At 61.3% G+C, this 26,210-nt stretch carries 30 protein-coding genes; 15 read left to right on the plus strand and 15 right to left on the minus strand.

The window, feature by feature from the left end:
- Positions 1-54 precede the first annotated feature (54 nt).
- Positions 55-1,590: a sigma 54-interacting transcriptional regulator gene (locus C5P05_RS32305; protein ID WP_114973960.1), complete on the plus strand. Its 1,536-nt coding sequence runs from the start codon at positions 55-57 to the stop codon at positions 1,588-1,590.
- 133 nt (positions 1,591-1,723) lie between these two features.
- Here C5P05_RS32305 and C5P05_RS32310 read toward each other — a convergent pair whose 3' ends face one another.
- Together C5P05_RS32310 and C5P05_RS32315 are read right to left on the minus strand one after the other, a co-directional pair.
- Complete coding sequence (locus C5P05_RS32310; RefSeq protein WP_114973961.1) at positions 1,724-2,347, minus strand: DUF938 domain-containing protein; 624 nt, start codon at positions 2,345-2,347, stop codon at positions 1,724-1,726.
- A gap of 16 nt (positions 2,348-2,363) precedes the next feature.
- Complete coding sequence (locus C5P05_RS32315; protein ID WP_114973962.1) at positions 2,364-2,951, minus strand: hypothetical protein; 588 nt, start codon at positions 2,949-2,951, stop codon at positions 2,364-2,366.
- A gap of 84 nt (positions 2,952-3,035) precedes the next feature.
- Here C5P05_RS32315 and C5P05_RS32320 point away from each other — a divergent pair, with 84 nt between their 5' ends.
- Together C5P05_RS32320 and C5P05_RS32325 are read left to right on the plus strand one after the other, a co-directional pair.
- Positions 3,036-3,599 carry a DUF2975 domain-containing protein gene (locus C5P05_RS32320; protein WP_114973963.1) on the plus strand — a complete coding sequence of 188 codons (564 nt, stop codon included), beginning with the start codon at positions 3,036-3,038 and terminating at the stop codon, positions 3,597-3,599.
- Between the two features lie 3 nt (positions 3,600-3,602).
- A complete protein-coding gene (locus tag C5P05_RS32325) occupies positions 3,603-3,833 on the plus strand; it encodes a helix-turn-helix domain-containing protein (RefSeq protein ID WP_114973964.1) in 231 nt (76 codons plus the stop codon).
- A 3-nt stretch (positions 3,834-3,836) separates the two neighbouring features.
- Here C5P05_RS32325 and C5P05_RS32330 read toward each other — a convergent pair whose 3' ends face one another.
- On the minus strand, positions 3,837-4,442 hold the full coding sequence (locus C5P05_RS32330) for a pyridoxamine 5'-phosphate oxidase family protein (protein ID WP_114973965.1): 606 nt from the start codon (positions 4,440-4,442) through the stop codon (positions 3,837-3,839).
- 197 nt (positions 4,443-4,639) lie between these two features.
- On the opposite strand from C5P05_RS32330, the gene C5P05_RS32335 reads away from it, so the two are divergent.
- Positions 4,640-5,245, plus strand: coding sequence for a hypothetical protein (locus C5P05_RS32335; RefSeq protein WP_114973966.1), 606 nt, complete (start codon positions 4,640-4,642; stop codon positions 5,243-5,245).
- Positions 5,246-5,298: 53 nt separating this feature from the next.
- Here C5P05_RS32335 and C5P05_RS32340 read toward each other — a convergent pair whose 3' ends face one another.
- The 3 genes from C5P05_RS32340 to C5P05_RS32350 form a co-directional block, all read right to left on the minus strand.
- Positions 5,299-5,547, minus strand: coding sequence for a DUF3297 family protein (locus C5P05_RS32340; RefSeq protein WP_114973967.1), 249 nt, complete (start codon positions 5,545-5,547; stop codon positions 5,299-5,301).
- Positions 5,548-5,617: 70 nt separating this feature from the next.
- Positions 5,618-6,157 carry a DUF924 family protein gene (locus tag C5P05_RS32345; protein ID WP_114973968.1) on the minus strand — a complete coding sequence of 180 codons (540 nt, stop codon included), beginning with the start codon at positions 6,155-6,157 and terminating at the stop codon, positions 5,618-5,620.
- Positions 6,158-6,199: 42 nt separating this feature from the next.
- Positions 6,200-6,448 carry a hypothetical protein gene (locus tag C5P05_RS32350; protein ID WP_114974195.1) on the minus strand — a complete coding sequence of 83 codons (249 nt, stop codon included), beginning with the start codon at positions 6,446-6,448 and terminating at the stop codon, positions 6,200-6,202.
- Positions 6,449-6,607: 159 nt separating this feature from the next.
- Between C5P05_RS32350 and C5P05_RS32355 the strand changes: the two genes are divergently transcribed.
- The 4 genes from C5P05_RS32355 to C5P05_RS32370 all read left to right on the plus strand — a co-directional run bounded on the left by C5P05_RS32355 (position 6,608) and on the right by C5P05_RS32370 (position 10,622).
- The gene (locus tag C5P05_RS32355) at positions 6,608-7,189 is read left to right on the plus strand and encodes a TetR/AcrR family transcriptional regulator (RefSeq protein ID WP_114973969.1); all 582 of its coding nucleotides are present in this window, start codon (positions 6,608-6,610) and stop codon (positions 7,187-7,189) included.
- Positions 7,190-7,283: 94 nt separating this feature from the next.
- Complete coding sequence (locus tag C5P05_RS32360; protein ID WP_114973970.1) at positions 7,284-7,991, plus strand: SDR family oxidoreductase; 708 nt, start codon at positions 7,284-7,286, stop codon at positions 7,989-7,991.
- Positions 7,992-7,998: 7 nt separating this feature from the next.
- Entirely contained in the window at positions 7,999-9,408 is a 1,410-nt protein-coding gene (locus C5P05_RS32365) for a DHA2 family efflux MFS transporter permease subunit (RefSeq protein ID WP_114973971.1), read from the plus strand.
- 62 nt (positions 9,409-9,470) lie between these two features.
- Positions 9,471-10,622, plus strand: a complete 1,152-nt coding sequence (locus tag C5P05_RS32370) for a zinc-binding dehydrogenase (RefSeq protein WP_114973972.1) — start codon at positions 9,471-9,473, stop codon at positions 10,620-10,622.
- 483 nt (positions 10,623-11,105) lie between these two features.
- Here the strand turns inward: C5P05_RS32370 and C5P05_RS32380 are convergent, their stop codons facing one another.
- The gene (locus tag C5P05_RS32380; protein ID WP_114973973.1) at positions 11,106-11,729 is read right to left on the minus strand and encodes a glutathione S-transferase; all 624 of its coding nucleotides are present in this window, start codon (positions 11,727-11,729) and stop codon (positions 11,106-11,108) included.
- Between the two features lie 290 nt (positions 11,730-12,019).
- Here C5P05_RS32380 and C5P05_RS32385 point away from each other — a divergent pair, with 290 nt between their 5' ends.
- On the plus strand, positions 12,020-12,625 hold the full coding sequence (locus tag C5P05_RS32385) for a cold shock domain-containing protein (protein WP_114974196.1): 606 nt from the start codon (positions 12,020-12,022) through the stop codon (positions 12,623-12,625).
- Between the two features lie 96 nt (positions 12,626-12,721).
- Here C5P05_RS32385 and C5P05_RS32390 read toward each other — a convergent pair whose 3' ends face one another.
- The 5 genes from C5P05_RS32390 to C5P05_RS32410 form a co-directional block, all read right to left on the minus strand.
- The gene (locus tag C5P05_RS32390; protein ID WP_114974197.1) at positions 12,722-13,048 is read right to left on the minus strand and encodes a hypothetical protein; all 327 of its coding nucleotides are present in this window, start codon (positions 13,046-13,048) and stop codon (positions 12,722-12,724) included.
- A 64-nt stretch (positions 13,049-13,112) separates the two neighbouring features.
- Entirely contained in the window at positions 13,113-13,982 is an 870-nt protein-coding gene (locus C5P05_RS32395; protein WP_114973974.1) for a GIY-YIG nuclease family protein, read from the minus strand.
- A 35-nt stretch (positions 13,983-14,017) separates the two neighbouring features.
- Complete coding sequence (locus tag C5P05_RS32400) at positions 14,018-15,526, minus strand: P-loop ATPase, Sll1717 family (RefSeq protein WP_114973975.1); 1,509 nt, start codon at positions 15,524-15,526, stop codon at positions 14,018-14,020.
- A gap of 27 nt (positions 15,527-15,553) precedes the next feature.
- Positions 15,554-17,377 (minus strand): glutamine--tRNA ligase/YqeY domain fusion protein, encoded by a 1,824-nt coding sequence (locus tag C5P05_RS32405; RefSeq protein WP_114973976.1) that lies wholly within the window; start codon positions 17,375-17,377, stop codon positions 15,554-15,556.
- 43 nt (positions 17,378-17,420) lie between these two features.
- Positions 17,421-18,341, minus strand: coding sequence for a glutaminase (locus C5P05_RS32410; protein ID WP_114973977.1), 921 nt, complete (start codon positions 18,339-18,341; stop codon positions 17,421-17,423).
- A gap of 72 nt (positions 18,342-18,413) precedes the next feature.
- Between C5P05_RS32410 and C5P05_RS32415 the strand changes: the two genes are divergently transcribed.
- Positions 18,414-19,535, plus strand: coding sequence for a DUF2157 domain-containing protein (locus C5P05_RS32415; RefSeq protein ID WP_198674931.1), 1,122 nt, complete (start codon positions 18,414-18,416; stop codon positions 19,533-19,535).
- A gap of 136 nt (positions 19,536-19,671) precedes the next feature.
- A complete protein-coding gene (locus C5P05_RS32420; protein WP_114973978.1) occupies positions 19,672-20,058 on the plus strand; it encodes a hypothetical protein in 387 nt (128 codons plus the stop codon).
- 8 nt (positions 20,059-20,066) lie between these two features.
- Here the strand turns inward: C5P05_RS32420 and C5P05_RS32425 are convergent, their stop codons facing one another.
- The gene (locus C5P05_RS32425) at positions 20,067-21,227 is read right to left on the minus strand and encodes a branched-chain amino acid ABC transporter substrate-binding protein (protein ID WP_114973979.1); all 1,161 of its coding nucleotides are present in this window, start codon (positions 21,225-21,227) and stop codon (positions 20,067-20,069) included.
- An 85-nt stretch (positions 21,228-21,312) separates the two neighbouring features.
- Positions 21,313-21,972, minus strand: coding sequence for an LON peptidase substrate-binding domain-containing protein (locus tag C5P05_RS32430; RefSeq protein ID WP_232834750.1), 660 nt, complete (start codon positions 21,970-21,972; stop codon positions 21,313-21,315).
- Between the two features lie 176 nt (positions 21,973-22,148).
- Here C5P05_RS32430 and C5P05_RS32435 point away from each other — a divergent pair, with 176 nt between their 5' ends.
- From C5P05_RS32435 to C5P05_RS32450, 4 genes are read left to right on the plus strand one after another with little or no spacing between them, the layout of a single operon-like run.
- Complete coding sequence (locus tag C5P05_RS32435; protein ID WP_114973980.1) at positions 22,149-22,706, plus strand: iron transporter; 558 nt, start codon at positions 22,149-22,151, stop codon at positions 22,704-22,706.
- A 25-nt stretch (positions 22,707-22,731) separates the two neighbouring features.
- Positions 22,732-23,073, plus strand: coding sequence for a cupredoxin domain-containing protein (locus tag C5P05_RS32440; RefSeq protein ID WP_420130797.1), 342 nt, complete (start codon positions 22,732-22,734; stop codon positions 23,071-23,073).
- Between the two features lie 12 nt (positions 23,074-23,085).
- Positions 23,086-23,895 carry an FTR1 family iron permease gene (locus tag C5P05_RS32445; protein ID WP_114973982.1) on the plus strand — a complete coding sequence of 270 codons (810 nt, stop codon included), beginning with the start codon at positions 23,086-23,088 and terminating at the stop codon, positions 23,893-23,895.
- Positions 23,888-25,291: a 4Fe-4S binding protein gene (locus C5P05_RS32450; RefSeq protein ID WP_114973983.1), complete on the plus strand. Its 1,404-nt coding sequence runs from the start codon at positions 23,888-23,890 to the stop codon at positions 25,289-25,291. The genes C5P05_RS32445 and C5P05_RS32450 overlap by 8 nt, the downstream gene beginning before the upstream one ends.
- A gap of 19 nt (positions 25,292-25,310) precedes the next feature.
- Here C5P05_RS32450 and C5P05_RS32455 read toward each other — a convergent pair whose 3' ends face one another.
- Complete coding sequence (locus C5P05_RS32455; RefSeq protein ID WP_114973984.1) at positions 25,311-26,207, minus strand: LytR/AlgR family response regulator transcription factor; 897 nt, start codon at positions 26,205-26,207, stop codon at positions 25,311-25,313.
- Positions 26,208-26,210 lie beyond the last annotated feature (3 nt).

Consider the following 26,210-nt stretch of genomic DNA (forward strand, 5'->3'; position numbering starts at 1 on the left):
TTGCGTCTTTTGTATTGAAAAAAATACACCGTCTTTAATTCAATACAATTCGGCATGCGCATTGATGTTTATTTTGCTGACCGCGTCGGCATCGCCCAGGAAATTCTGGCCACTCTGGCGCGCCGCGCGCTCGATGTTTCGGCCGTCGAGGTCGACCCGCCCCATATCTATCTTGAAGCTCCGGCGCTGAGTGAACCGGACATGGCCGCGCTGCGCAGCGAACTGTTCACAGTGGACGGCGTGCAGTCGGTTGACGAACTGGAGATGCTGCCCGGCGCGCGGCGGCGCCTGTACCTGGACGCGCTGCTGGCCTCGCAGACCGACCCGGTGCTGGCCGTGGACGGGCGCGGCGTGGTGATGGTGGCCAATGCGGCGGCCGTGATCGCCAGCGGCCTGCCCGAATCGCAGCTGGCCGGCATGTCGCTGCAGGCACTGACCGGCGACCCGCAGTTGGCGGACGCGCTGATCGGCCAGGGCTACCGGCTGCCGGTGAGCGAGGTGCAGATCGGCGGCGAGCGCTACCTGCTCGAAACCGTGGCGCTGCATGAGAGCAGCGGTACGGTCGCCGGCGCCGTGCTCACGCTGCATGCCCCGCACCGCATTGGCGAGCGCTTGAGCGCCCTGCAGAACTACAGCGCCGGCGGCTTCGAGGCCATCCTGGGCCAGTCGCCAGCCATTCGCCAGCTCAAGCAGCGCGCGGCGCGCATGGCGCAGGTCGATGCGCCGCTGTTGATCCGCGGCGAAACCGGCACCGGCAAGGAACTGGTGGCGCATGCCTGCCACGCCGGCAGCCGGCGCAGCGCGCAGCCCTTTTTTGCGCTCAACTGCGCCGCGCTGCCCGAGAGCCTGGCCGAGAGTGAATTGTTTGGTTATGCGCCCGGGGCCTTCACCGGCGCGCTGCGCGGCGGCCGGCCCGGTCTGCTGGAGCTGACCGACGGCGGCACGCTGTTCCTGGACGAAGTGGGGGAGATGTCGCCCTATCTGCAGGCCAAGCTCTTGCGCTTTCTGAACGACGGCAGCTTTCGCCGTGTCGGTGGTGACCGCGAACAAAAAGCCGATGTGCGCATCATCAGCGCCACCCACCGCGCGCTGGAAGACATGGTGGCCACCGGCGGCTTCCGTCAGGACTTGCTGTTTCGCATGGACGTGTTGCAACTCAACCTGCCGCCGCTGCGCGAACGCACCGAGGACATTTTGCCGCTGGCGCAGGTGTTTCTGGAGCGCGCCTGCGACCAGACCGGGCGGCCGCGCGCGCGCCTGAGCAAGGCGGCGGGCGACGCGCTGCTGGCCAACCCCTGGCTGGGCAATGTGCGCCAGCTGCAAAACGTTATCTTTCGCGCTGTCACCCTGAGTGAGGCGCCCGTGATTGACATTGGAGACCTCGAACTGGCCGGCGCCACAGCCGCCGAGAGCGGTGTGCCTGCCGCCGACGATGTGGGCAGTCTGGAGGAGGCCGTCGCCGGTTTCGAGCGAGCCTTGCTGCAGCGGCTGTATCCGCAATATCCGTCCAGCCGCAAGCTGGCGGAGCGGCTGCACGCCTCGCACTCGGCCATCGCCATCCGCCTGCGCAAATACGGTATCGGGACCTGAGCTGGCGTGCCGCAGCACGTTGTCAGAACACCGGAATCAAGCCCTGAAATTTATAGGTTTTAGGCCTCTAGCCTTCGTGCCATAAGCGTAAGTAGCTACTAAATAAGTAGCAAAAGTTAGTTCGGCACTTTGGCTATTCAGCCACGGTCCACACCAGCAACAGGTTGTTGGCCGGCATGGCGTGGCGTGCGGACAGGCGCAGGCCAGCGCACGCCGCCTCTTGCGCCACCTCATCCAGCAAGCGTATGCCCCAGTCGGGGTTTTGCGCGCGCAGGCTTTGGTCAAACGCCAGGTTACCCGCCGAGGTCTGCACACCGTGTTCCAGATACGGCCCGTAGGTAACCAGCACGCCGCCCGGCGCCAGATGCCGGGCGCTGCCGCGCATCAAGGCGGCGCAGGTCGCCCACGGTGAGATGTGCAGCATGTTGGCGCAATAGATCAGGTCAAAAACTGGGGCGTCAAACCGCGCATCCTCGGGCAACCAGTGCGGCGCCATCACATCCAGCAGCAAAGGCGCGCGCACATTGCTCAAACCCTGCTGGGCCACGTAGGCGGCAATGCTGCTCAGTGCGCTGGAATAAGTGTCGCTGGGTTGCCAGCTCCAGCGCGGCAGCTGCGCGGCAAACCAGGCCACATGCTGGCCGGTGCCTGAGGCAATCTCCAGCGCGTTGCCGCGTTCGGACAACACCTCGCGCAGCACGTCGAGGATGGGCTGCTTGTTGCGCTCGGCAGCGGGGCTGAAATCGGGTTGGGACATGGTGAGGGTGCAGCGACTAGTGATCTTGAGCTGCCATTTTCCGCAATTGGGCCGGTGTGCCGGTCCACACTTCAAAAAATCCGTCGCGCTGCCTGGTTTGCATCCAGGTATCCCAGCGGGTGTTGGCGAGCGCGGGCTCGGTCACGGCCAGTGAATCCTGCGCAACCCCGACACTCAGGCTGCCACCGCCTTTGTTCTTCGGGTTGGCTTTGGCCTGCCGCACAACGTCCTGGATGCGCCGTAGCTCGGCCTGGGTGGGCGCGGGCAGGCTGTAAATCAGCCAGCGGCGCCCCGCTGCAGGCGCGGCCAAGCCCAGCGTGGATACCGATGCCACCGACACCTGCAAGGGTAGTTTTTTGTCAATGGCCTCAAACGCACCTGGCTCGCGAGGCGTCATTTTGATGATCAGCATGGGCACGGCGCCGGCAGGCGGAACCAGGCGCGCATCCACCTGCAAAGCCACCATGAACTCGGCCGGGTTGGCGTCAAGCAACTCGCTCTGCATTTGCATCAGACGCGGCAGCGAGCGTAAAGGCACGCCGGTGCACGCGGTCAATACAAGCAGCGAGGCACTGAGCAGGAGAGGGATGAGAATTCGTTTCATGGGTGTTGACAAGTGTTGTTGTGCGATGAATAATTATCGTAAAACAGAAATAAATTGTCAACTCAGCCAAAATGAGGTCCCTTCATGTCTGCATCCCTGTCCCGACCCGCAGCCGATCACCTGCAACGCATCCAACGCCTCAGTCGCGTGATGGTGCTGGCCTGCATGGCGCTGATCACACTGCTGCCGATGGCCCTGATCTACTACTGGGCCACCGCGAGCGCCCCTGAACTGGCCGTGCAAGGCAACCTGCAGCCCAGTGCCCTGCAACTGCCGCTGCAACTATGGCAACGGGTGGCGGCAGCCGCGGTCACGGCGGTGCCGCTGGCGCTGTTGCTCATGGGGATCTGGCAGGCCAAGCAGTGTTTTGCATTGTTCGTGCAGGGCCAGGTGTTTACCACGCAGGCCACCAGTTATCTGCGCCGTTTTGCCGGCTGGGTGGCGGCGGCGGCGCTTGCCGCCATTGTGGCGGGCGCGGTGACTTCGGTTTTGCTCACCTTGCAAAACCCGCCCGGCACGCGCCAACTGGCCGTGGGGCTCAGCTCTAACCACCTGTTCACGCTGTTCTTTGCGGCCCTGGTGTGGCTGATGGCGGACGTCATCGGTCAAGGCCAGGCACTGGCTGAAGAAAACGAGCGCTTTGTCTAGCCCATGCCCATCATTGTTCAACTTGACATCATGCTGGCGCGGCGCAAGGTCAAATCCAAGGATCTGGCCGAACACGTCGGCATCACAGAAGCCAATATGTCATTGCTCAAACAGGGCAAGGTCAAGGGCGTTCGGTTCGACACGCTGGAAAAAATCTGCGCCTATCTGCAGTGCCAGCCCGCTGATCTGCTGGTGTATGAACCCGAGGTTTATTCAGACGAAGACGCGCGCTAGCTATCACAAATCCTGTGCGTAGCGTTCCAGCATTTGTGCCTGGGTTTCTGCTGGAATGTCGCCGCCAATCTGCTCCTTCATCATTTCGCCCATGGAGGGCATCACCGAGCGATTGACGTGGCGGCTCGGGTCCCACAGCGCGGAGCGCATCAAGGCCTTGGCGCAGTGCAGGTAAACCGCTTGCACCGTGACCCGGATCACCAGCTTGGGGCGGCGTTTGGCATCGGTGCACAGCGCCAGGTCGGCGTCCAGGGTGGACAGGCTCGCCCGGCCGTTGACGCGCAGGGTCTCGTCCACGCCGGGCAGCAAAAACAGCAGGCCGACCTGGCCGGTCTGGAGAATGTTTTCCAGCGTGTCGAGTCGGTTGTTGCCGGGCGAGTCGGGAATCAGCAAGGTGCTGCTGCCTTGCACCTTCACAAAGCCCGGCTCGCCGCCGCGCGGCGAGGCGTCCAGGCGCAGACCGTCGCCGGCGCTTGCCACCACCACCATGGGCGACAGCGCAATGAAGCGCGTGCAGTGCACGTCCAGCTGCGGCAATTCCTTCTTCACCGAGCGTTCGCGGGGTGAGGTGTAGAGGGTGCGCAATTCGTCGAGCGAGGTGATGTCCATCGGTGATCCTTCGTTGGGAAGTGTCTGGTGTGCAGGGGTGTGGTGTGAAGTTTACCGGCGCAAACAGCCGCTTCGTTGTGGGTCGAAGCAGGCCAAAAGTCGCGGTGTCAATACCGGGTAAACCTCTGTTTGTCCTACACGGTATGAACCCATGCAGGGCAACAATGAACTCTCTGAACCACAGTAGGGGAAACCTTATGAAATCGAAACTCTTCACTGCGTCACTATTGGCGTCCGCCATGTTCGTCGGCCTGGGGCTTTCCCCGGCCATGGCGCAGAACACCAGCACGCCCGCCATTGACCGCGCGCAGCAAACGATCAGTGCGCGCATCCAGCAAGGCATGGCCTCCGGTCACATCACGCCGTCCGAGGCGCGCGAGCTGTATCGACGTGAGCGCGACATTGAAACGCGTGAAAACCGCTTCAAAGCGAATGGAAGTGCCACGCCGCAGGAGCGCCAGCAATTGAGGGCAGAACTGGACAGCCTTGCCGCCGACGTTGAACGCATGATGGCTAACCGTGACGTCGTAGGACAACGCGGCAATGCAAACACAAGCGGCATCGACAATCGCCAGCTCAGCATCAGCCAGCGCATTGACGAGGGTGTACTTTCTGGTCGTATCAGCCAGCGCGAAGCACGCCGGTTGTTCAGCCGGGAGCGTGAGATTGCGCGTCACGAGGCCAGTTTCAAGCGGGACGGTGTCGTGACCCCGCAAGAGCGCCGTCAATTGCGAATTGAACTGGCGACATTACGCGACGAGGTGGAGCGGATGATTCGCAACGACCGTCGCGCACGACGCTAAAAAACTTCAGGCGCCTAAAGCGCCTGAAGCAGACAGATTTCGGGGCAAGTCGCTCAGCGGTAAAACGCTTCGACCTTGCCCTTCAACTTGATTAACAGCGGCTGGCCCTTGCGATCGCGCGCCTTGCCTGCGGGCACCTTGACCCAGCCCTCGCTGATGCAGTACTCCTCGACATCCACGCGCTCTTTGTCATTGAATCGGATACCGATGTCGTGCTCGAACACGGCAGCGACGTGAAAGGGGCTGCGTTGATCCGCTGACAAATGGTCGGGCAGAGCGGGGAGTTGGGTGGTTTCGTTCATGGGTATCTTTTTTCAATTTACGCGGATGGACAGCGATTTTCCCTGATTTGGCCCTGGCCTGGCTTGGGCATCAAAACGACGAACCCGGCTGCGCCAGAAACGCCAGTTCTTCAGGTGTCGACAGCCGGCCCAAAATGGTATTGCGGTGCGGGTAGCGGCCAAAACGCGCAATGATGGCCTGGTGCCGCTGCTCGAAAGCCAAGGTGCCTTCCATGCCCGGCTGTGCAAACAACCGAGCGGCCTGGGCGTGAATCAACAGCGACTCGCTGTGCATGTAAGGCATGTAGGCAAAGATGCGCTGCGCCAGGGCCAGGGTCTGATCCTGCCCGCTGGCCACCAGCTCTTGCGCCAGCGTGAGCGCTTGTGGGTCTTGCGCAAACGCTTGCGGCGTGTCGCGGTAGATGTTGCGCGAGAACTGGTCCAGCACCACGATTTCCGCCAGACGCCCCAGCGGCGTGACCCGCCAGCCAAACAATTCCCCGCGCGCCGCCGCCTGCAAGGTGGCGCCGAAGCGCTCGCGCATGCGCGCGTCCAGTGCTTCGTCCTTGGCAAAGCGCTGTTTGTCGTTCAGCTCATGAAACCAGAATTGGATGATGTCTTGTGCTTGCATAGGGGCTCGAAGGGGGCGGGCGCGGTACGCGGTCTCGGTGGTTTAGTGCGTGATGAACTCGTAGCTGACATCCTCGCTCTCGACCATGTCCAAAATGTCGTTCAGCACATCATCGTCTTCGCTGCTGGTCCAGGTTTCTTCGGGGTTGCTGGCAAACAGGGGCTCGATGGCGATGTCCAGGTATTGATTGTTCGGCAGCTTCAACACTTTGCCGCCTTCGGAGGTCTGGACCAGTTCCCAGTCATCGGGCACGGACAGTTCAAGCTTGATGGTGACGTTGAGTTTTTTCATGGGGCATCCTTTGTTGGTGAGCGGGGAGGTTAACCGAAGCGCGCCAAGCCCACCGATTTCCTCTTGCCAATGGTTGCCTCCACCTTTGTCCATGATATTGCCGGGGTTATTTGGCGTCTGTAAATATGATCATCATCATATTGTCCTACATTACGCGTCATGCATTCCAAACCCACTCGCCGCGAAATCACCCACGAGCGCATCGTCGAGGTTGCGGCGCGCATGCTGCGGCACAACGGCTACAGCGGCGTCGGCGTGGCGGACGTCATGAACCAGGCCGGACTGACGCACGGCGGCTTTTACGCCCACTTTGCATCCCGCGACGCGCTTCTGGCCGAGGCGGTCGAACGTGCCGGGCGCGACAGTGCGGCGGTGATGACCCGGCGCATCGATGCCAGCCGGGCACGCGGTCAAAGCGCATTGCGGGCGCTCGTTGACAGCTATCTTTCCGAAGCACACCTTCGTGCAATCGAGGACGGCTGCGTGGTCGCCGCATTGAGTTCCGAGATGCCCCGCCAATCGCCCACGCTACTCGCTCCCTCGGTCGACCGTGTGCGCAGTCTCATTGAGATGGTCCAGCACGCTTTGCCCGAAGGCGGCACGCCAGAGCAGGCGATGGTCATTGCCGGCACCCTGGTTGGTACCTTGCAGCTGGCCCGCACGCTGGGCGCCAACGCGCAAGGCAAGGCGATGCTCGCTGCGGCGCGCAGTGCACTGCTGTCGCAGTACGACCCTGCCTGAACGCGCACAACACGCCGTGCTTCTGGCCCTTTTTTTTCGCCCATTAATATGATCATCATCATATTTGTTCAGTGTTTTTACCAAGGAGAAACCCATGAAATTAGCTAACGCTACCGTCCTGATCACCGGCGCCAACCGCGGCCTCGGTCTGGCTTTTGCCCGCGAGGCGCTGGCCCGCGGCGCACGCAAGGTCTACGCTGCGGCGCGCGATCCGTCCAGCGTGACGCTGCCGGGCGTGGTGCCCATCCAGCTCGATGTGACCAAGCCCGAGGACATCGCCGCTGCCGCACGCGACTACCCCGACGTGACGCTGCTCATCAACAACGCCGGCATCGCAGCGACCGGTGGTTTTCTGAGTGACAGCAGCGTGGCCTCGGCACAAACCCACTTCGACACCAACGTCTTCGGCCCGTTGCGCCTGACGCAAGCCTTTGCGCCGGTGCTCGCGGCGCACGGCGGCGGCGCCATCCTGAATGTGCTGTCGATCGCCAGCTGGATCAACGGGCCGCTGCTCGGCGTCTACGGCATGAGCAAGTCGGCTGCATGGGCCATGACGAACGGCACGCGCATCGAGTTGCACGACCAGCACACGCAGGTGCTGGCGCTGCACGTCGGCTTTATCGACACCGATCTGACGCGCGGCCTGGATGTGCCCAAGCTCGCCCCCGAGGATGTGGTGCGCACGGCGTTGGATGCGCTGGAGGCCGGTGCCAGCGAGGTGCTGGCCGATGAGGTAACGCGACAGGTGCATGCCGGACTATCGGCAAACCCCGCGGTCTACCTGCAAGCGCTGGACCGCTGAACACGCCATGACTGCCACCACTACCACCTCCGGTGCGGCGGTGATCGCCGCCGCCAAGCCACATGCGTCTCCCTGGCCTGTCTTCTGGATCGCCAGCGTTGCCGTGTTCCTGGTCTCGCTCGACACCACCATGCTGTTCGCCGCGTTTCGGGCCATACGCGCCGGCTTCCCCGGCACATCAGCCGCCGACATGTCGTGGGTTCTGAACGCCTACACCGTCGTCTACGCGGCGATGCTGATTCCGGCTGGCGGATTGGCCGACACCCATGGCCGCAAGAAGGTGTTCATGCTCGGCGTCACCCTGTTTCTGGCTGCCTCGGCCGCCTGCGGGCTGTCGGGCACGGTCGGCTGGCTGATCGCGGCGCGTGTCGTGCAGGCCGTCGGCGCGGCGATGCTGACGCCTGCGTCACTGTCCATCGTGCTTGACGCCTTCCCGCACAGCAAACGCGCGGTGGCGGTCAGTTTGTGGGGCGCCGTCGGCGGCCTCGCGGCGGCGATCGGACCCAGCGTGGGATCGTTCATCGTCGATGCGGTGGGCTGGCAATGGGCCTTCTACCTGAATCTGCCGCTGGGCGCGCTGTCGCTGTGGCGCGGTGCCGCCTTGCTGAAAGAGGCCAAGAAGCCCGAGAGCCGGCGCCCGGTGGATGGGGTCGGCATGGGCCTGCTGATGGTTGGCGTCGGCGCGCTCGCCTTGAGCATCGTGCAGTCGGAGTCACCGCATTGGTCTGCAACCGAGTTGGCCGCCGTTGCCAGCACCGGTGTCATCGCACTGATCGGTTTCGTGCTGTGGGCCCGTGTCGCGCCCGCACCCTTGGTCGACCTGCGGCTCTTCAAGCACCGGACCTACACCTTCGTGAATCTGGCAACCCTGGCCTTTGGCATTGCCTTCTCGATGATGTTCTTCGCGTTCTTCTTTTACATGACCGAGATCTGGCACTACACGCTGCCGCAGGCCGGCCTTGCCATCACGCCGGGGCCTTTGCTCGTGATTCCGTTTGCAATCATGTCCGGGCGGCTTGCGGCCCGCCTTGGGCACCGGCCGTTTCTGGCTGGCGGAGGGTTGATCTATGCCTGCAGCGGTTTGTGGTTTCTGCTCGTGCCCGGCGCGCAGCCGGCCTACCTGACGCACTGGCTGCCTGGGCTGATCTTGAGCGGCGTGGGTGTCGGGCTGGTGTTGCCTTCGCTGTCGGCGGCGGCAGTGAACCGCTTGCCAGCTGAACAATACGCCGTTGGCAGCGCGGTGAACCAGGCCACACGACAGATCGGCTCGGTGATGGGCGTGGCGATCACGGTGCTGTTGCTCGGTCATGCCGGGTTGACCCACGAGAGCTTCGTCCCGCTGTACGTGTGCCATGTGGCGCTGGCGCTGTTGACGGCCCTGCTGTGCCTGCCGGTCAACACCAAGCCCTCGTCTTGATAGCGGTTGCAAGGATGAACGCATTCCTGTGCTAGAGTAAATTTCAACCGCAGGAGACCGCCATGAGTTCCAACCCTCCACCCACGGGCCTTCAACTTCGCTCCCTGGTCAAGCCCAGCGGCGAACTGGAAATATCGCTGCTCAGCGTCGCCACTCCCGAGCCCGCGCCGGACGAAGTAGTGGTGCGCATTGAGGCCACACCGCTGAACCCATCCGACATCGGACTCCTCTTTGGCGCGGCCGACATCAGCACCGCCAAGGTGTCCGGCACGCCAACCAGCCCGGTCGTCACCGCCCAGATTTCTGAGCGGCTGATGCCCAGCATGGCCGGCCGTCTCGGCCAGTCCCTGCCGGTGGGCAATGAAGGGGCTGGCGTGGTCGTCGCGGCGGGATCGTCCAACGCGGCACAGGCCCTGCTGGGCAAGACGGTGGCCGTGTTGGGCGGCGCGATGTACGCCCAGTACCGCTGCATCAAGGCCGACCAGTGTCTGGCGCTGCCAGCCGGCACCACGCCGGCCGAGGGTGCCTCCTGTTTTGTCAACCCGCTCACCGCGCTTGGCATGGTGGAAACCATGCGGCGCGAGGGCCACCAAGCCCTGGTCCATACGGCGGCGGCCTCCAACCTCGGCCAGATGCTCAACAAGATCTGCCTCAAGGATCAGATCGGCCTGGTCAACATCGTGCGCAAGCCGGAGCAGGCGGCGCTTCTCAAAAGCATCGGCGCCAGGTATGTGTGCGACACATCAACGCCGGCCTTCATGGCGGACCTGACCCAGGCGCTGGTGGACACCGGCGCCACCATCGCCTTCGATGCCACGGGCGGCGGCAAGCTGGCCGGGCAAATTCTGAGCTGCATGGAAGCGGCTTTGAGTCGCACCGCCACCGAATACAGCCGCTACGGCTCCACCACCCACAAACAGGTTTACATCTACGGGGGTCTCGACACCAGCCCGACGGAACTCAACCGCAACTTCGGCTTTGCCTGGGGGATGGGTGGCTGGCTGTTGTTTTCGTTCCTGCAGCGTATCGGTGCGCCGGCCGCGCAGGCACTGCGACAACGCGTGGCGGCGGAACTGAAGACCACCTTTGCCAGCCACTACTCGAAAGAGATTTCCCTGGCCGAGGCGCTGCAACCGGAAGCCATCGCCGTTTACGGTCAGCGTGCAACCGGTACCAAGTATTTGATCAATCCGAACAAGGCGGTCAGCAGCTGAAATTGGGTCGCTACTTGAAATACCCAAAATGGGTTTGACAATACCCAGATTGGGTTTCTTGATGGCGTTGAGGTGTTCACCGAGGAACAACGTAGTTGCGTTTGGTGTGCATCATGATTTATATATTTTAGGCCTCTAGCCCCCGTGCAATAAGCGCATACAGCTATTTAAATCGTAGCGTTCTCTTATCGCATCGCAGCCACCATCGCCAGGCGCCACTTGCAGCGCGGATCACGCTGCATAGACTGCTTCGCGGTTGCGGTTGATGCTGGCCAGCACGTAGGGGTTGCGCACGGCACCCGGCTCTACCAAATCTACGCCTCGGCCCAATAACTGTTCCAAATCGGCGTCGCTGCAGTCGTCTGCCCGCGCAGCCGAGCTCTCCCGTGGGGTATGCGCGAGCAGCTGCAAAAAGCGTAGCAACAGCTAGTTATCCCCACACGCGACTTGCCGCAGAGACCGACTGCTGCGGCGTCCCTTGCCTTATTTGGCGCCGAACTTGGCGTAGTACTGCGCCACGGCGGGCGTCTGGGCGATGCGCTGCATGTGGGCGTTGAGCGCGGGGGCAAGCTTTTCCACCAGATCGGTGGGCACATGGTCCAGATGTCCGGAGTTGAGGCCGCGCACAAAGACAAACACCTTCAGGTCGGCGATGGTCAGGCGCTTGTCGGCAAAGTATTCACCACCATGGGCTTGCAGTTGACTTTGCAACCAGCCCAGGTACAGCGGCAGCGGGCCATTGACCAGCGCGGTGCGGGCCTCCTTGAGGGCATCACCCTTCAAGCCGAAGGTGGCGCCCAGTTTGACGTTGGCATCCTCCACTGCATCCAGCACTTCGTCGCACAGCAGGGCCTGGTATGCGTCGGTGGGGTACAGGCCTGTGAGCTTGCCCACGTAGCGCGTGATCGCGTCGCTCTGAGTTACCTGCACGCCATCCACATGCAGCGTCGGCACTTGGCCCAAGGGCGTGGACTTGCGCACCTCGGCGAAGTCGGCACCGGCAAAGCGATTGTCTTCAAACGCAATGCCGCCCATGTGCATGGCCAGGCGCGCGGGCTCGCCGCGGCCGCCGTGAAAGTCGAAATAAGTGAGTTTGAGTTGGCTCATGGTGTTTACCTGAAGTGTTAACGCGGCAGACCCGCGCCGGAAGGTCCGCAGATTCTATGTGGGGGGCGGCACGGTCACATTGAATATGCTGAATTAGCCTCTAGCCACCGTGCGATAAGCGCAAACAGCTATAAAAATAGTAGCTACCGCTTGCCCTCAACCTCGCTCTCTAGAATCCTGCCAACAGATCAATAAAGCACTTTGCCCACGGGCAAGTCAAACGGGAGTGGACCCTATGGCCTTCAGAGCCGCAGCACGTTGTTGCACAAACCTTGTCGCGGGGCGTCACCATGCGCTATGACGGCAGCCTGAAAAAATGGAATGCTGAGCGCGGCTTTGGATTCATCGTTGCTGACGATGGCGGGCAAGAGCTGTTTGCCCACATCTCCGCTTTTGCGCGCGACGGCCAGTTGCCCACCGTGGGTGAGCGACTCTCATTTGAGGTGGAACCCGACCGTGACGGAAAGAAACGCGCCGTGCGCGTGCAGCGCGCGGGCGTCGTGCCAGCAGCGCGAGCCGACACCGCCAACCGCAGTTTCCGGCTCAGTCGAAGCGGCCACGACCAACAAAAGACAGGGTTTGGCAGCAAATTGATTATCTTGGCCATCCTGGCGGCGCTGGGTGGGTATGGCTACAGCAAGTACGCCAACTACGCGACCAAGATCCGATCAGCACCCCAGAGTACCTTGGCGCCCGCAGCACCCGCCACGCGGGCGCAAGCCGCACTGTTGACGCCTACCGGGTTTCACTGCGATGGCCGCAAGCACTGCTCGCAAATGACCTCGTGCAAAGAGGCCAAAGCCTTCCTGAAAAACTGCCCGGGAACGGAGATGGACGGCAACCACGACGGCGTGCCCTGTGAGCAGCAGTGGTGCACGGGTTCCTTCGCTGAGTGAAGCTGGTTTGAGGGGGTATAGTGATTTAGGCCGCTAGCCCCCGTGGAATAAGCGAAAGAAGCTACTAAAAACGTAGCAATTAAAAACTCGAAGCAGTCAAGCTTGCCACACCCCAAATCCGGCCGAACGCAGATCGATGCCGACTTCGATCTCCTTGTCCACGGCCTCTTTGTAACTTATGGGGTTGAAGGCCTCGTAGAGGTCTGGCAGCAGGCGCAGGCCGTATTTCTGCACATAGCGGTTGGCCTGGATGCCGGCCTTGTGCTTGTCAAAACGCACGTCCGGGTCCAGGCCCGTCATGCCCACGTAGACGCAAGGTTTGCCGTCGATGTAGTTGGGGTTGTTCTTGCGAAAGCGCGGCTCAAAGAGCACGTCTTTGGAGAGTTCAACCACATAGACGTGGTGGTGCTTGCGGCCGGGCATGGTGATCGAAAGTTCCAGACCGTTGGGCCAGCACAAGGCGCGGTTCGCTCAGCAATTGCGAGGGCTAGTCCGCCACTCCCACCACTTGCCGCTTCACCTCATCCAACGTCTTGCCGTTGGTGGCCTTCCACTCGATCCAGCCGTTGGCAGAGCGGCCCATCACTGCCATGGCGGCCATGCTGGGGCTGGAGAACAGGTGGTCGCGGGTGAACACCAGCATGCCGTCTTGTGCGGCCATGATGCCCTCGGAGATCAACTGTTTGCGCAGCCGCTCGTTGGATGTGCCCTGAATGGATGCGACGATTTCTGCGCGGCCTTTGGAACCCTTGTGCACCACAAAGCCTTCGGTCGTGTACTCGCCCACACCGTCGGCGCCCGAGCCCTTGCAATAGAACAGCTCTTTCTCGCCTCGGGCTGTTGGCGCGTTCGTCAACGGCTCAAATATGGGCTGGCCCAGCGTCGCTAGCAGCGTGGCCGCCGTTTCGTGAATCTCATGGCAGTCCGCCTCCAGCGGCGCGGGCGTATGGGGCCGCGCGCCGGTGTTGCCGTTCTCCAGGCTGTAGCGCCCCGCCTGGGTGGCCTGTTGAATGGCAAACCACTCCAGAAACAGCGCGTGCGTCTGCGTCATGCTGTTGGTGAGCGAGATCACCACCAGCGCCCGGTTCCAGAAATCCTTGTTCTGGTTGTGCTGCACCAGCCGGTTGCCGACGCTGCCGGACTGGCCGATGTACACGCGCGGCAACCCAGCCTCCGACAACTCGCCTATCAAAAAGTACACGCCCACCTGCAGCGCCTCGGGCGTCTTGATGAACTCGGCCAACTGGCTACGCGGGACTTCGACTACTTGAACAATCCGCGTCGTGATCTCGGCTGTCCGCACGCCGCGCGGGTCACCGGCGGGGAGGAAGATTTGGATGGTTTTGGGGCGGGGCATTGAATAAATGTCTTGTCAGTGGTTGCTGACTGAGATCATTGGATTCCCAGAAAACTGCGGTAACTCAGATTCACCATCCAAGGCACCTTATTTTGTTGGTTCGCCTCACATTTGAATAGTGTTGGATCGTCGTGAAATGGTGTCTGCTTGCCAGCCTTCTCTCCGACGATAAAGTCAATTTCGTAAAGAAGTTCAGCTATTTGATCAGTGTTTTGGAAAGGAAACCCGTTGACTGACGGCACCTTTGTGGCAACAAACCGGTTGACAAAACCTCGTTCAATTAGTGAAATTAACTTGAACCTTGAATTGGTTTTGTCGCTGGAACGAAATGCATCGATAACTTTCTGAAGTTCGGAGAACTGATGTTGGTGCTCTTTAATGAGATCGCTGATTTTTTCACGCCCGAAGGGACTCATTACTGCATTGAAATGTCGTTGTTGTATCAATAGTGTTCCTGCTGCGCTGCCAGCCTTTTTGCATAGTTGTCCCATCCAACGCGGACGTTTTCCCGCAAGCACTAGCGCAACCATGAGGGGGTCACCTTTTTTCTCAGACCCCATCCGGAAGTCGCCGCTGAAAACTTCACAAACAATTCTTTGATAGTCGTGTTGCTCATTCCAGTTTTCGTATTTTTCCTCACCGTTTCTTTGCAAGTAACTTAGGATCCTCTTTACGAAAATATTCTTTAGCTGTTCCTCTGACCACTTAATCTCGGTGATGTATTGGCGCAATTTATCTTCGTCCTCCATGCTTCGAAGGTGTGTCCACACATCGGTTCTGACACTAGCCCGCACTCTAAGACCCTCGACAGAAAACGCTAACGAACGCAAGGCGCTGAAGAATGCACCAATTCGGGTTTGCATGGCTTCTGTGTCAACAAATTTGGCGTCAATATCGTCTACAAGAAGCCAAACGTTTCTATCTCCAGGCTCCTGCATACGACGAAGAATTTGTTCGTATCCAAGAGTTCGAGAATCCGTTGGGTTGGTACTGTTTAGCCCGACTGCGCCGCCCGAAAGGACTTTGGTTGTGCTCTCAATGACAGAACCTAGTCGCGACATTAGTCCGGACACTAAGTTCCGACCCTTGAATCCTTCAATTTCAGCTGCTTCTATCAAGGACATTGAGTCATCCGAACCAGCAAATCCGATTTCCTTGGCAAGTTCCATGGAAATACGTTTGCAGATGACCTGTCGCCAGCGATTTTCTATAAGGGATGGGTCAGTTCCAGAAAAATCTGCCAATCCCATGAGCTCGTTGCCAGTCACCTTGATAACGACGGCACGAGGATCAATCGGACGGTGAGTATCAGTCAATCTGTATTTGAGATGAGAGAGAAGAGCAGACTTGCCCATTCCCTTTCTTGCTTTTACGATCTCAAGTGGACGAGCCTTGTCATATGCCTTGCTGAACGATTGGTCCTCCACAAAATACCCCGCGAGGATTTTGGGGTTCTCATCCTCGCCGCTGTCGTTTCCGAAAATCTCCTCGTAGTCAAGCTTCTGTCGATCATCGGCAGCGGATGATCTCTCCAAGTATTCCATTTTTTCTCCCTGGTTTTTTCATTTAAATTACTTTCCCCACGAATCCTTCAACCCCACCGCCAAATTAAACACCGGCTTCGTGCCTGAGTGATCCACCCGATCCGCCACAAAATACCCGTGCCGCTCAAACTGGAACTTCTCATCCGCCTTCGCAGCTACCAGTGAAGGCTCCACAAACGCAGTCACCACTTTCAAACTGTTCGGGTTCAGTCCCTCAATGAAGTCCTTGCCGCCCGCGTCGGGCTGCGCCTCAATAAACAGGCGGTCGTACATGCGCACTTCCACCGGCAGGCCGTCGGCCACGGCGACCCAGGTGATCACGCCTTTGACCTTGACGGCATCGCTGCCGGGCGTGCCGCTTTTGGTGTCGGGGATGAGGCTGGCGAGCACTTCGGTGATCTTTCCGTCGGCGTCTTTGGTGCAGCCGCTGCATTCGATGACGTGGCCGTATTTCAGGCGCACCTTGTTGCCGGGAAACAGGCGGAAGAAGCCTTTGGGTGGCGTCTCTTCAAAGTCGGTGCGGTCAATCCACACCTCTTTGCCGATCTTGAATGCGCGCTTGCCCAGCTCGGGGTGGTGCGGGTGAATCGGCGCGCTGCAGTCGTCCAGCGTGCCGGCGCCCATCACTTCGTCCCAATTGGTCAGCACCAGTTTCACCGGGTCCAGCACGGCCATGGCACGGGTGGCGGTCGAGTCCAGCATTTCGCGCAGGCAGCCCTCTAGCGTGCTGTAGTCAATCCAGCTGTCGCTTTTGGTCACGCCAATGCGCTCGGCAAACAGTTGCAGCGCCTCGGGCGTGTAGCCGCGGCGGCGCAGGCCGACGATGGTGGGCATGCGCGGGTCGTCCCAGCCGCTCACTTTGTGGTCGTACACCAGTTGCGCGAGTTTGCGTTTGCTGGTCACGACATAGGTGAGGTTGAGGCGGGCAAATTCGTACTGGTGTGGCGGCGGGGCGCTGAGCAGGCCGCCTTCCGTCAATCGCTCCATCAACCAGTCGTAAAACGGGCGCTGGTCTTCAAATTCGAGCGTGCAGATGCTGTGGGTGATGTTCTCCAGCGCGTCCTCGATCGGGTGGGCAAAGGTGTACATCGGGTAGATGCACCATTTGTCGCCGGTGTTGTGGTGCGTGGCGCGGCGGATGCGGTAGATGGCGGGGTCGCGCAGGTTGATGTTGGGCGAGGCCATGTCGATCTTGGCGCGCAGCACCATGGAGCCGTCTTCGTGCTGGTGGTCGCGCATTTCACGAAAGCGCGCCAGGTTTTCGGCCGGGGTGCGGGCACGGAACGGGCTGTCCACGCCGGGTTTGCCGAAGTCGCCGCGGTTGATGCGGATTTGCTCCACGGTTTGTTCGTCCACGTAGGCGTGGCCGGCCTCGATCAGGTATTCCGCCGCGCGGTACATGAAGTCGAAGTAGTCGCTGGCCTGGTACAGGTGCGCGTTGCCGTTGGCGGTCCAGTCAAAGCCCAGCCATTTCACGGCGTCGATGATGCTGTTGACGTATTCGACATCTTCCTTCTCGGGGTTGGTGTCGTCAAAACGGAGGTGGCACACGCCGCCGTAGTCGCGCGCCAGGCCAAAGTTCAGGCAGATGCTCTTGGCGTGGCCGATGTGCAGGTAGCCATTGGGCTCGGGCGGAAAACGAGTACGGATTTTGGCCGGATCGGGCTGGCCGGCCGCGTGGTGGGCGGCGTCGCCGGGGCTGCCGCCCCAGTGGCGCGTGGCATAAGTGGCTTTGGCCAGGTCTTGCTCGATGATCTGGCGTAAAAAATTGCTGGGCTTGACGGCTTCAGGGGCCGCAGCTTTGGCTGGTTTGGCGTTATGGGGTGCTGGGGCGGGGGTGCGGTGGCTCATGCGAATGATTTTAGACGCCTGGCCCCGTGGAAACCCTTGCGGTTCAGTCGTGGTGCCAGCCGGTCAGCTGTACCAGCCGTTCCAGCGCAAAGGCGCCCAGCACCGAGTTGCCTTTGGCGTCCAGCTCGGGGGACCACACGCTGACCGTGCCCTTGCCCGGCACGATGGCCACAATGCCGCCGCCGACGCCGGTTTTGACCGGCAGGCCGATGCGGTAGGCAAAGTCGCCAGCCGCGTCGTAGGCGCCGCAGGTGAGCAGCAGTGCGTTGACGCGGCGGGCGGCCTCGGGTGTCAAAAACTGCTCGCCGGGCCGCTCAGTGGTGCCAATGTCGAGCCCGCTATTGGCCAGAAACATGGTGGCCTGGGCCAGCTGGGCGCAGTTCATCTCGATGGCGCACTGGCGGCAATAGTTGTCCAGCACCAGCTCGGGCGGGTTCACAAAGTTGCCGTAGCTCTTCATGAAGTAGGCCAGGGCCATGTTGCGGTGGGCGGTGTCGCGCTCGGATTTGGCGATGCGGGCGTTCCAGTCCAGGTCGGGGTCGTCGGTCAGGCGGCGCAGCGCGCCGAGCAGGGCGATGTCCAGGTGGGCATAGCGGCTGGTCAGGATGTCGGTGATGACCAGCGCCCCGGCGTTGATGAAGGGGTTGCGCGGGATGCCTTTTTCGGTTTCCAGCTGCACCATGGAGTTAAACGCCGCGCCCGAAGGCTCGCGCCCCACGCGCAGCCACAGGTCGTCGCCGACCAGTTTGAGCGCCAGCACAAAGGTGAACAGTTTGGTGATGCTTTGCAGCGAAAAAGGCGTGTGTGCGTCACCCACCGCGTGGGTGCTGCCGTCAATCAGGGCCACGGCGATGCCGAACTGGCGGGGCGGCACTTGGGCCAGGGCCGGGATGTAGCTGGCGACGTGGCCGCGGCCAAACAGGGCTTGGGCTTCGATGTGAATTTGCTGGAGGATGGCTTGCATGGCGTGGATTCTAGGGGGGCGATGCCCATGCAGTACCATGCTCAGCCATCACGGCAGCAGTACGCACGCACTATGAATACCATCGATTCGAACGGCCAGACCTTTATGACGGTGGAGGTGGGCCCGCATGATTTGCGGGCCTGCGTGGAGGCCGGCATTATTTCCACCGCGCAGTCGCAGCAACTGTGGTCGCGCTGGAGCGCCCCCGGCGCGGTGGCGGCAGGCACGGCCAGCGGGGCGAGGGCGCAGGGCTTGCGCGGTCCGCGCTTCAGCTTCACCAATACTCTGTATTACTTCGGCGGCATGGTGGCGATTGGCGCCATGACGCTGTTCATGACGCTGGGCTGGCAGGCCTTTGGCCCCTGGGGCTTGTTGGCGATCAGTGCCGGCTATCTGGTGGCTTGCCTGAAGGTGGCGGACCATCTGAAAAACCGGCAGTTGCACATTCCCGCTGGCATTCTGGCGACACTGGCGGTGTGCCTGGTGCCGCTGATTGTGTGGTGCACGCAGCAGGGGCTGGGGCTGTGGCCGCCGGGCGGATCGAACAGCTATGCGGCCTACCACACGCAGATCAACTGGCGCTGGATCACGCTCGAATTTGCCACGTTGGCCGCCGGGGTGGTGATGCTGTGGCGCTACCGGCTGCCGTTCATGGTGATGCCGATTGCGGTGACGCTGTGGTACTTGAGCATGGACCTGGCCCACGCCATCTTGCAGCAGGGTGAGCATTGGGACTGGAAGTTCATGCGCGATGTGTCGCTGGTGTTTGGCATCGCCACCTGTTTTATCGCGCTGTGGGTGGATGTGCGCAGCCGCCGCGCCACGCAGGCCGAGTGGCGGCAGGACTATGCGTTTTGGCTGTATTTGTACGGCACCATCATGTTCTGGGGTGGCTTGAGCCTGCGCGACTCGGACTCGGAGCTGGGTAAGTTCATGTATTGCCTGATCAATCTGGTGCTGGTGTTTGGCGGCGCGGCCATTGGGCGGCGGGTGTTCACGGTGTTTGGTGGCCTGGGTGTGGCGATTTACCTGGGTTATCTGTCGCACAAGGTGTTTGGCGACAGTCTGATGTTCCCGTTTGCGCTGACGCTGTTGGGCTTGGGGGTGGTGGCTTTGGGCATCTGGTGGCAGCGCCATGAAGACCGCATCAACGCGCGTTTGAGCGCCTGGCTACCGGCCGGACTGCGTGGATAAAGCGTAAAAAAGGGGGGCGAGGCCCGTTACGTTTCGAGACGTTTCTCTCACAAAAGCTGCCAACCGCGGGCGGGTTTGCCGCGTTAAAGTTTTGGGGCACATGTTTGTCCTCTGTGCTTTTTCAGGAGAACTCTTTATGAAGATCAACCGTTCAATATCGTCCCTAGTCGCCGCCGCCGGTGTGGCCATCGCGGCTTTGGGCATGACGGGGACGGCTCAGGCCGACAATGTGTACTGGTCCGTGGGCGTGTCTTCGCCTGGCGTGAATGTGGGCGTGGCCAATGGGCCGCCCATGTACCAACCTGTTTATCAGCAGCCGGTGTACGTGGAACCGCGCCCGATGTATCGGCGGGCGCCGCCTCAAGTGGTTTATGTGCAGCCGGCACCTGTCTATGTGGCTCAGCCCCAGTATGTTCAGTCGGGCTGGGGTTACCCCGACCGAGGCTGGCGCCATGGCCATGGTCGTCGCCAAGATTTCGACCGTTATGACGGCGGGCGCTCAGGGCACGGGCGCCGGGACTGAAATAAATATCACCAGACGTCTGAGCGGACCTGCGACTCCCACAAGGCGCCGAGTGTGCTGTAAACACCAATAACGCCGTAGCGCAGTTCGCCTTTCTCGTCCCACTTCATGGAGCCGGTGACGGGGGCATAACCATCGATTTTGCGCAGGGCTTGCACAATTTTTTCCGGGTTGGCTGATTCGCTGCGGCGAATGGCTGCGGCCAGAACATGCATGGCGTCATAGGTGTAGTGACCTCCGTAAGCGGGTTCAATCTTGAACGTGGCGCGGTATTTTTCCAGGAACGCCGCACCGGCCGTGAACTCACGGGCCTCCAGAATGGGCGAGGTGGCATACAAACCTTTGAGCACACCCGAACCCTTGAGCATGAGCGTGGTCTTGATTGTGTCGCCGCCCAGCAAATAGATTTGCGTGTAGGCGATTTTCTTCAAGGCCTCCATCAGGGCGATGATCTGGAAGTCGTTCAGTGTGCTGACAACCACTTCGGCGTGGGCGGCCTTGAGCTTGTCGGCGAGCTCGTCAAACTGGGTTGTTTTGTCGTCAAACGATTGCTGCAAGACGATTTCTTTCTTGGCAAGCTTGAGCTGGGCCGACGCGCCCGCCGCGAGGTCTTTGCCGTAAGGCGTGCCATCGTCCACCACGGCGTACTTGGCGGCCGCGAACTTGGAAGCCGAAAAACTGCCAATGGCCTTGGCCTGCAAAGTGTCGTTGGCGACCAGGCGGAACGTGGTGTCGAAGCCCAGCGCCGTGTACTTGGGGTTGGTTGAGATGGCCAGCTGGGCGATGTGTTTCTCGGCGTAAATCGGTGCCGCGGCAATGCTCACGCCGGAGTTGAGGTGTCCAATCACGGCCACCACACCGGCGTCAACCAGTTGTTTGGCGACTTCCTTGCCGGTGTCCGCGTTGGAGCGGTCATCCACTGCAACGATCTCAATGGTGACCGGTTTGCCCTTGATCTTGAAACCCTCTTTGTTGAGCTCGTCCACTGCGAGCTTGACGCCGTTGAGCAAGTCCTGTCCCTGGGGCGCGAGGTTGCCGGTCAGGGGTTGGGCCACGCCGATCTTGATGGTGGAGGGCGGGTTGTCGCAGCCTTGCAGCAAGGCGGTTGAGCAGAGCAGGCCAAGTGCCATCAGGCCAATCGCGCCACGGCGCGGTTGAGTTATTTGCATGGGGTGATTCCGGTAGTGACGAAGATAGCGCACTGTAGGGTCATAGCCCGCAACGGGCCAGCCGGATTAACCCTTGATGTGCGTATTAGGTGGCAATGCCGTTGCGTGCCAGCAAATCGCTCACCAGTTCCAGGCGCACCAGCGGGTTGTCCAGTTCCATCAAGAGTTGTTTGTGCTCCAGCGGCATGGGCAGCAGTTCACACCAGCGGTTGGCGACCCAGCCGCAGTCGTCGAGCCGATAGGGTGGCTGCAGGGGCATTTGCTGCGGCGCCACGGCACGCGCGTGCAGCGTGGTGATCAGATTGCTCAGCGCGATGGCGACGCCCTGCAGGTCTTCAGGGATCTTGACCGGCAGATCGTCCGCCAGCGTGGCTACGTTGGCGATCCACAGGCCGTGTTTGAGTCTTTCATGGCTGGACATCCGGAAGCGCTGCGTCCCGGTGCAACGGATCACGATCAGACCCGCATGGGCCGCTGAAAATTCAGCGATGGTCGCCAGTGTGCCCACCGCATGAAAAGCCTCATGCGCGAAGCCGTCGCCGCCGGGCGCGCCATCGTCGGGCCGGCGTACCTCGGTGCCCTTGCTCAAGGTGACCACGCCAAAAGGCGCGCCGGTTTTGCGGCACTTTCCGATCATGTCCAGGTAGCGCACTTCAAAAATCCGCAGGGGCAGTGAACCACCCGGAAAGAGCACCGTCTCCAGTGGAAACAAGGGAAGTGAGAACAGGGCCAGGGATTCAGACATGGGAATTGCCACGATTTGCAGTGCCACCATCATCCCACGAACTTCTTTGCCGTGTTCGGGCTGGCGATCTAGCGCACGGGTCTGATCTACCTCAATGTTTTCGGCTATTTTTTCGAGATGGTAATGAGAGCTGTTATTATTTACGAACAGAAGCTATTCTCATTAAGGAAATCAATATGGTCCCAGTCAAACTCGTCAGCCCCCTCAAACAAGTTGCTGCTTTCGGCCTGCTCGCCTGCGCCCTGAGCGTCGGCGCGGTGGAATACCCGATAGGCAAGCCGCAGCAACACTTTGGCATGGAGATTGCCGCGGTGTATCTGCAGCCCGTCGCCATGGAGCCCGAAGGCATGATGCGCAAGGCTGACGAGTCCGACATCCATATTGAAGCCGACATCAAGGCGCTCAAAGGCAATCCCAATGGTTTCGAGGAGGGTGCGTGGATTCCTTACCTGGTGGTGAAGTTCGAGATCACCAAGACCGGCACCAGCCAAAAAGTGGCGGGTGAATTCATGCCCATGGTGGCCAACGATGGCCCGCACTATGGCGACAACGTCAAGCTGTTTGGGCCCGGCAAGTACCACGTCAAATACACCATTTCGCCGCCCACAGACAACCAACATGCCCATTTTGGGCGCCACGTTGACAAGCTCACAGGAGTGAAGCCGTGGTTCAAGTCCTTTGATGTCGAGAATGACTTCAGCTACGCCGGCATTGGCAAAAAGGGCGGCTACTGAGCCTGTTGAGGAAACCGCCATGGCACTGAAGTTTCATACCGCCGGCGCTGTCGTGCTGGCCTCTTTTGTATTGCTGGCGCAGGCGCCTGTGTGGGCCCAGGACATGCCGTCGGTCAACTTGCTGATTCGGGCCGGCCGCTTTGTGCCGGCCACGCTGGAGGTGCCGGTCAACACCAAGTTCCGCTTGCTGATCAAGAACGAAGGACCGGGGGCGGAGGAGTTCGAGAGCGTGGAGTTGCGCAAGGAGAAGGTGCTGGCACCGGGTGCGTCGAGCTTTCTGATTTTTCAGCCGCTCAAACCCGGCACCTACAAGTTCTTTGGCGACTTTCATCCGGATACGGCACAAGGCCAAATGGTGGCCAAATAAAGGAAGACTGCAATGGGGAGCACGCTGTTTATCGTCTGGCGCGAAAGCGTGGAGGCCATGCTGGTGGTCGGCATTCTGCATTCGTGGCTGAAGTTCAACGAGGCTGGCCGTGCCGGCATGCGAGCGCTCTGGCTTGGTGTCGGTTGTGGCGTGGCGCTCGCCGGTGTTCTGGGCTGGGCGATGGTGGCCGCGCAAGATGAACTCTCGGGCGCGGCGCTGGAGTGGTTTCAGATCGGCATGCTGCTGGTAGCGGCGGGCCTGATCGTGCAGATGGTGCTGTGGATGCGAAGGCATGGCGCCGGCATGCGGAAAAACCTGCACCAGAATCTGGCGGTCGCCATGCAGCGCTCTGGCCTGCTCGGCATTTCCATCGTGGCCGCGCTGGCGATTGCGCGCGAAGGCGCGGAAACGGCGGTGTTCCTGTACGGCGTGAGCCTGGAGCCGGGCGGCTCGGCCAGCCTTGTGACGGGCGCTGGGCTTGGTTTTGCGCTGGCCGGTTTGACCGCCTGGGCGCTGGGGCGCGGACTGCGCTTTCTGGACTACCGGCGCTTCTTTGTGCTCAGTGGCTGGATGCTGCTGGTGTTTGCCGTGGCGCTGCTGGTAAGCGCGGTCGATCGCTTGATCGGCGCCGGGCTGCTGCCGGCCTTGGTCGATCCGCTGTGGGACAGTTCATGGTTGCTGGATGACGGCAGTCGTGTCGGGTCCTTGCTGGCCGCGCTGGCGGGGTACCGCGCGCACCCCTCGATGATGCTGGTCATCGTCTATGCGGCGTATTGGCTGGCCATGTGGCGCGCCATGCGGCCCGTGAGGCGCGATGCGTAGCATTGCCATCACGCCGGTTCAGGGCGATGTCCTTGCCGCCGCGCCCGCGAGCTTGCTGGCGCGCATCGGCCAGGCCATGCGCCGCCATCAGCGCGCCATCCTGGGCGTGCAATGGCTGGTGGTTGTTTTCTATTTCAGCCTGTTGATTTACCCCGCGTTCATGCCCTTGCCGGCGGAGGATGCGCATATCGTGGACAACCTGCGGCTGTTTGCGCAGTTTCTGTTCTGGGGCGTTTGGTGGCCCTTCGTCATGCTGGGCACGATGCTGATGGGCCGGGTCTGGTGCGGCGTGTTCTGCCCTGAGGGTGCCTTGACCGAGCTGGCCAGCCGCCACGGTCTGGGGCGGCCGATTCCGCGCTGGCTGCGCTGGAGCGGCTGGCCGTTTGTGGCTTTTGTCTGCACCACGGTGTATGGCCAACTGGTCAGCGTTTACGAGTATCCCCAAGCCGCGCTGCTGGTGCTGGGCGGCTCCACGGTGGCGGCGGTCGCGGTCGGCTTGGTGTATGGCCGCGGCTCGCGCGTGTGGTGCCGCTACCTGTGCCCGGCCAATGGCGTGTTTGGTTTGCTGGCCAAAGTCGCGCCGCTGCACTTTAAAGTCAGTGAAGACATCTGGCGGCAGGACTCACGGCGCGCGCCGGCCGTCAACTGTGCCCCGCTGATCAACATCCGACATATGAAGAGCGCCTCCGCCTGCCATGCCTGTGGCCGTTGCAGCGGTGAACATGGCGCGGTGGCCTTGGCCTTGCGGTCCCCGGCGCGTGAAATTCTGGCGACCAGCGTCCGTGAGGCCAGGACGTCGGAGGCGATGACGCTGATTTTTGGGGTCTTGGGCATCGCAACCGCCGCATTTTCATGGTCCGCGAGTGCGCGCTTTGTGCAGATCAAGATGGTGCTGGTCGATTGGCTGATCGAGCATGACTGGCTGGCGCTGCTGCAGGACAACGCGCCCTGGTGGCTGCTGACGCATTACCCGGCCGCCCATGATGTGTTCACCTGGCTGGACGGTCTGTGCATTCTGGCCTTCATATTGGGCGGCGGTGGCGCGCTGGGGCTGGCGGTCTGGGCCGGGGTCTGGCTGGCGGCGCGGGTGCTGCGTGACCCGGCCTTGTCCTGGCAGAAACTGTCACTGGCCTTGGTGCCGATGGCCGGTGTTGGCGTGTTTCTGGGCCTGTCGATGCTGACGCTGGGCCACATCAAGGCCGAGGGCATCACATTGGATTGGGTGCCTGCGGTGCGGGGTGGGCTGCTGGCCTTGGCATCGGGCTTCTCGGCCTACCTGATGCTGCGCATGTGTCTGGTGCGCTTGTCGTTACGCGCCGTGGCGGGTCTGGCGCTTGCCTTGATGCCTCTGGGACTCATCGTGCGCGTCTGGCTCGCGGTGCTGTTTGGGTGGTGAGGGGGGCAGACCGCTCGCCTCACATGGCCTTGAACAAATGGCTGTAGAGCCGGCTCACCACGAATTTTTCCTGTCGGCCGCGCAGGCTTAAAGCGGTCTTGCCGGCCTCATCGCGCGTGACTGATTCGATGGCTTGGGCGCGTACCACCGTGCCACGGTGGATTTGCCAGAATACCTGCGCATCAAGTTGCTCCGTCAGTTCCTTGAGCGGCGTGCGGATCAGGTATTCGCGCTCTGCGGTGAGCACACGCACGTATTTGTCGGCGGCCTCGAAGCACAGCACGTCTTCCATCGGCACCATGCGGATGGCGTTGCCCACGCTGGCCTGAATGACCTTGAGCGGCGCCAGGGTCATGGCCGATGAAGGACCTGCGGCAGGTCCGGGCAGAGTTGCCAGCAGCTGGCGCAGTTGGGCCAGGGTGGTGTCCAGCAGGGTGTCTGTTTGGCTAAGACCAGAAGATGAATTTGCTATTGAATCGGTAGCTTTCTGCGCACGATTGGCAAGGGTCAGCTGCACTTTTGTCAGTGTTTTTTGCAGCCGTGCCGCCTGGATCGGCTTGAGCAGATAGTCTATGGCCTGCGCCTCGAAGGCCTGCACCGCATACTGGTCATAGGCGGTGACGAACACCAACGCGGGAAAGGGCGTGCCGCCCTTCCCGTCAGTGTTGCCACCGGTGTCCCAGGCGTCGGCCAGCTCGGCTGCGGCGTCCAGCCCGCTTAAGGCCGGCATGCGGATGTCGAAGAACAACACATCGGGTTTCAGCTGCATGGCCTGCGTAACGGCCGACGCGCCGTCACCGACCACGGCCAGCACTTTCAACTCAGGCCAGGCGCGTGCCAGCTCGGCCTGCAAGGCAGCGGCCAGCAGCGGCTCATCTTCGGCAATCAGGGCGGTCGGTCTTGCATCGAGATTCATGGC

Source organism: Rhodoferax ferrireducens (assembly GCF_003347515.1).
GTDB lineage: Bacteria > Pseudomonadota > Gammaproteobacteria > Burkholderiales > Burkholderiaceae_C > Rhodoferax.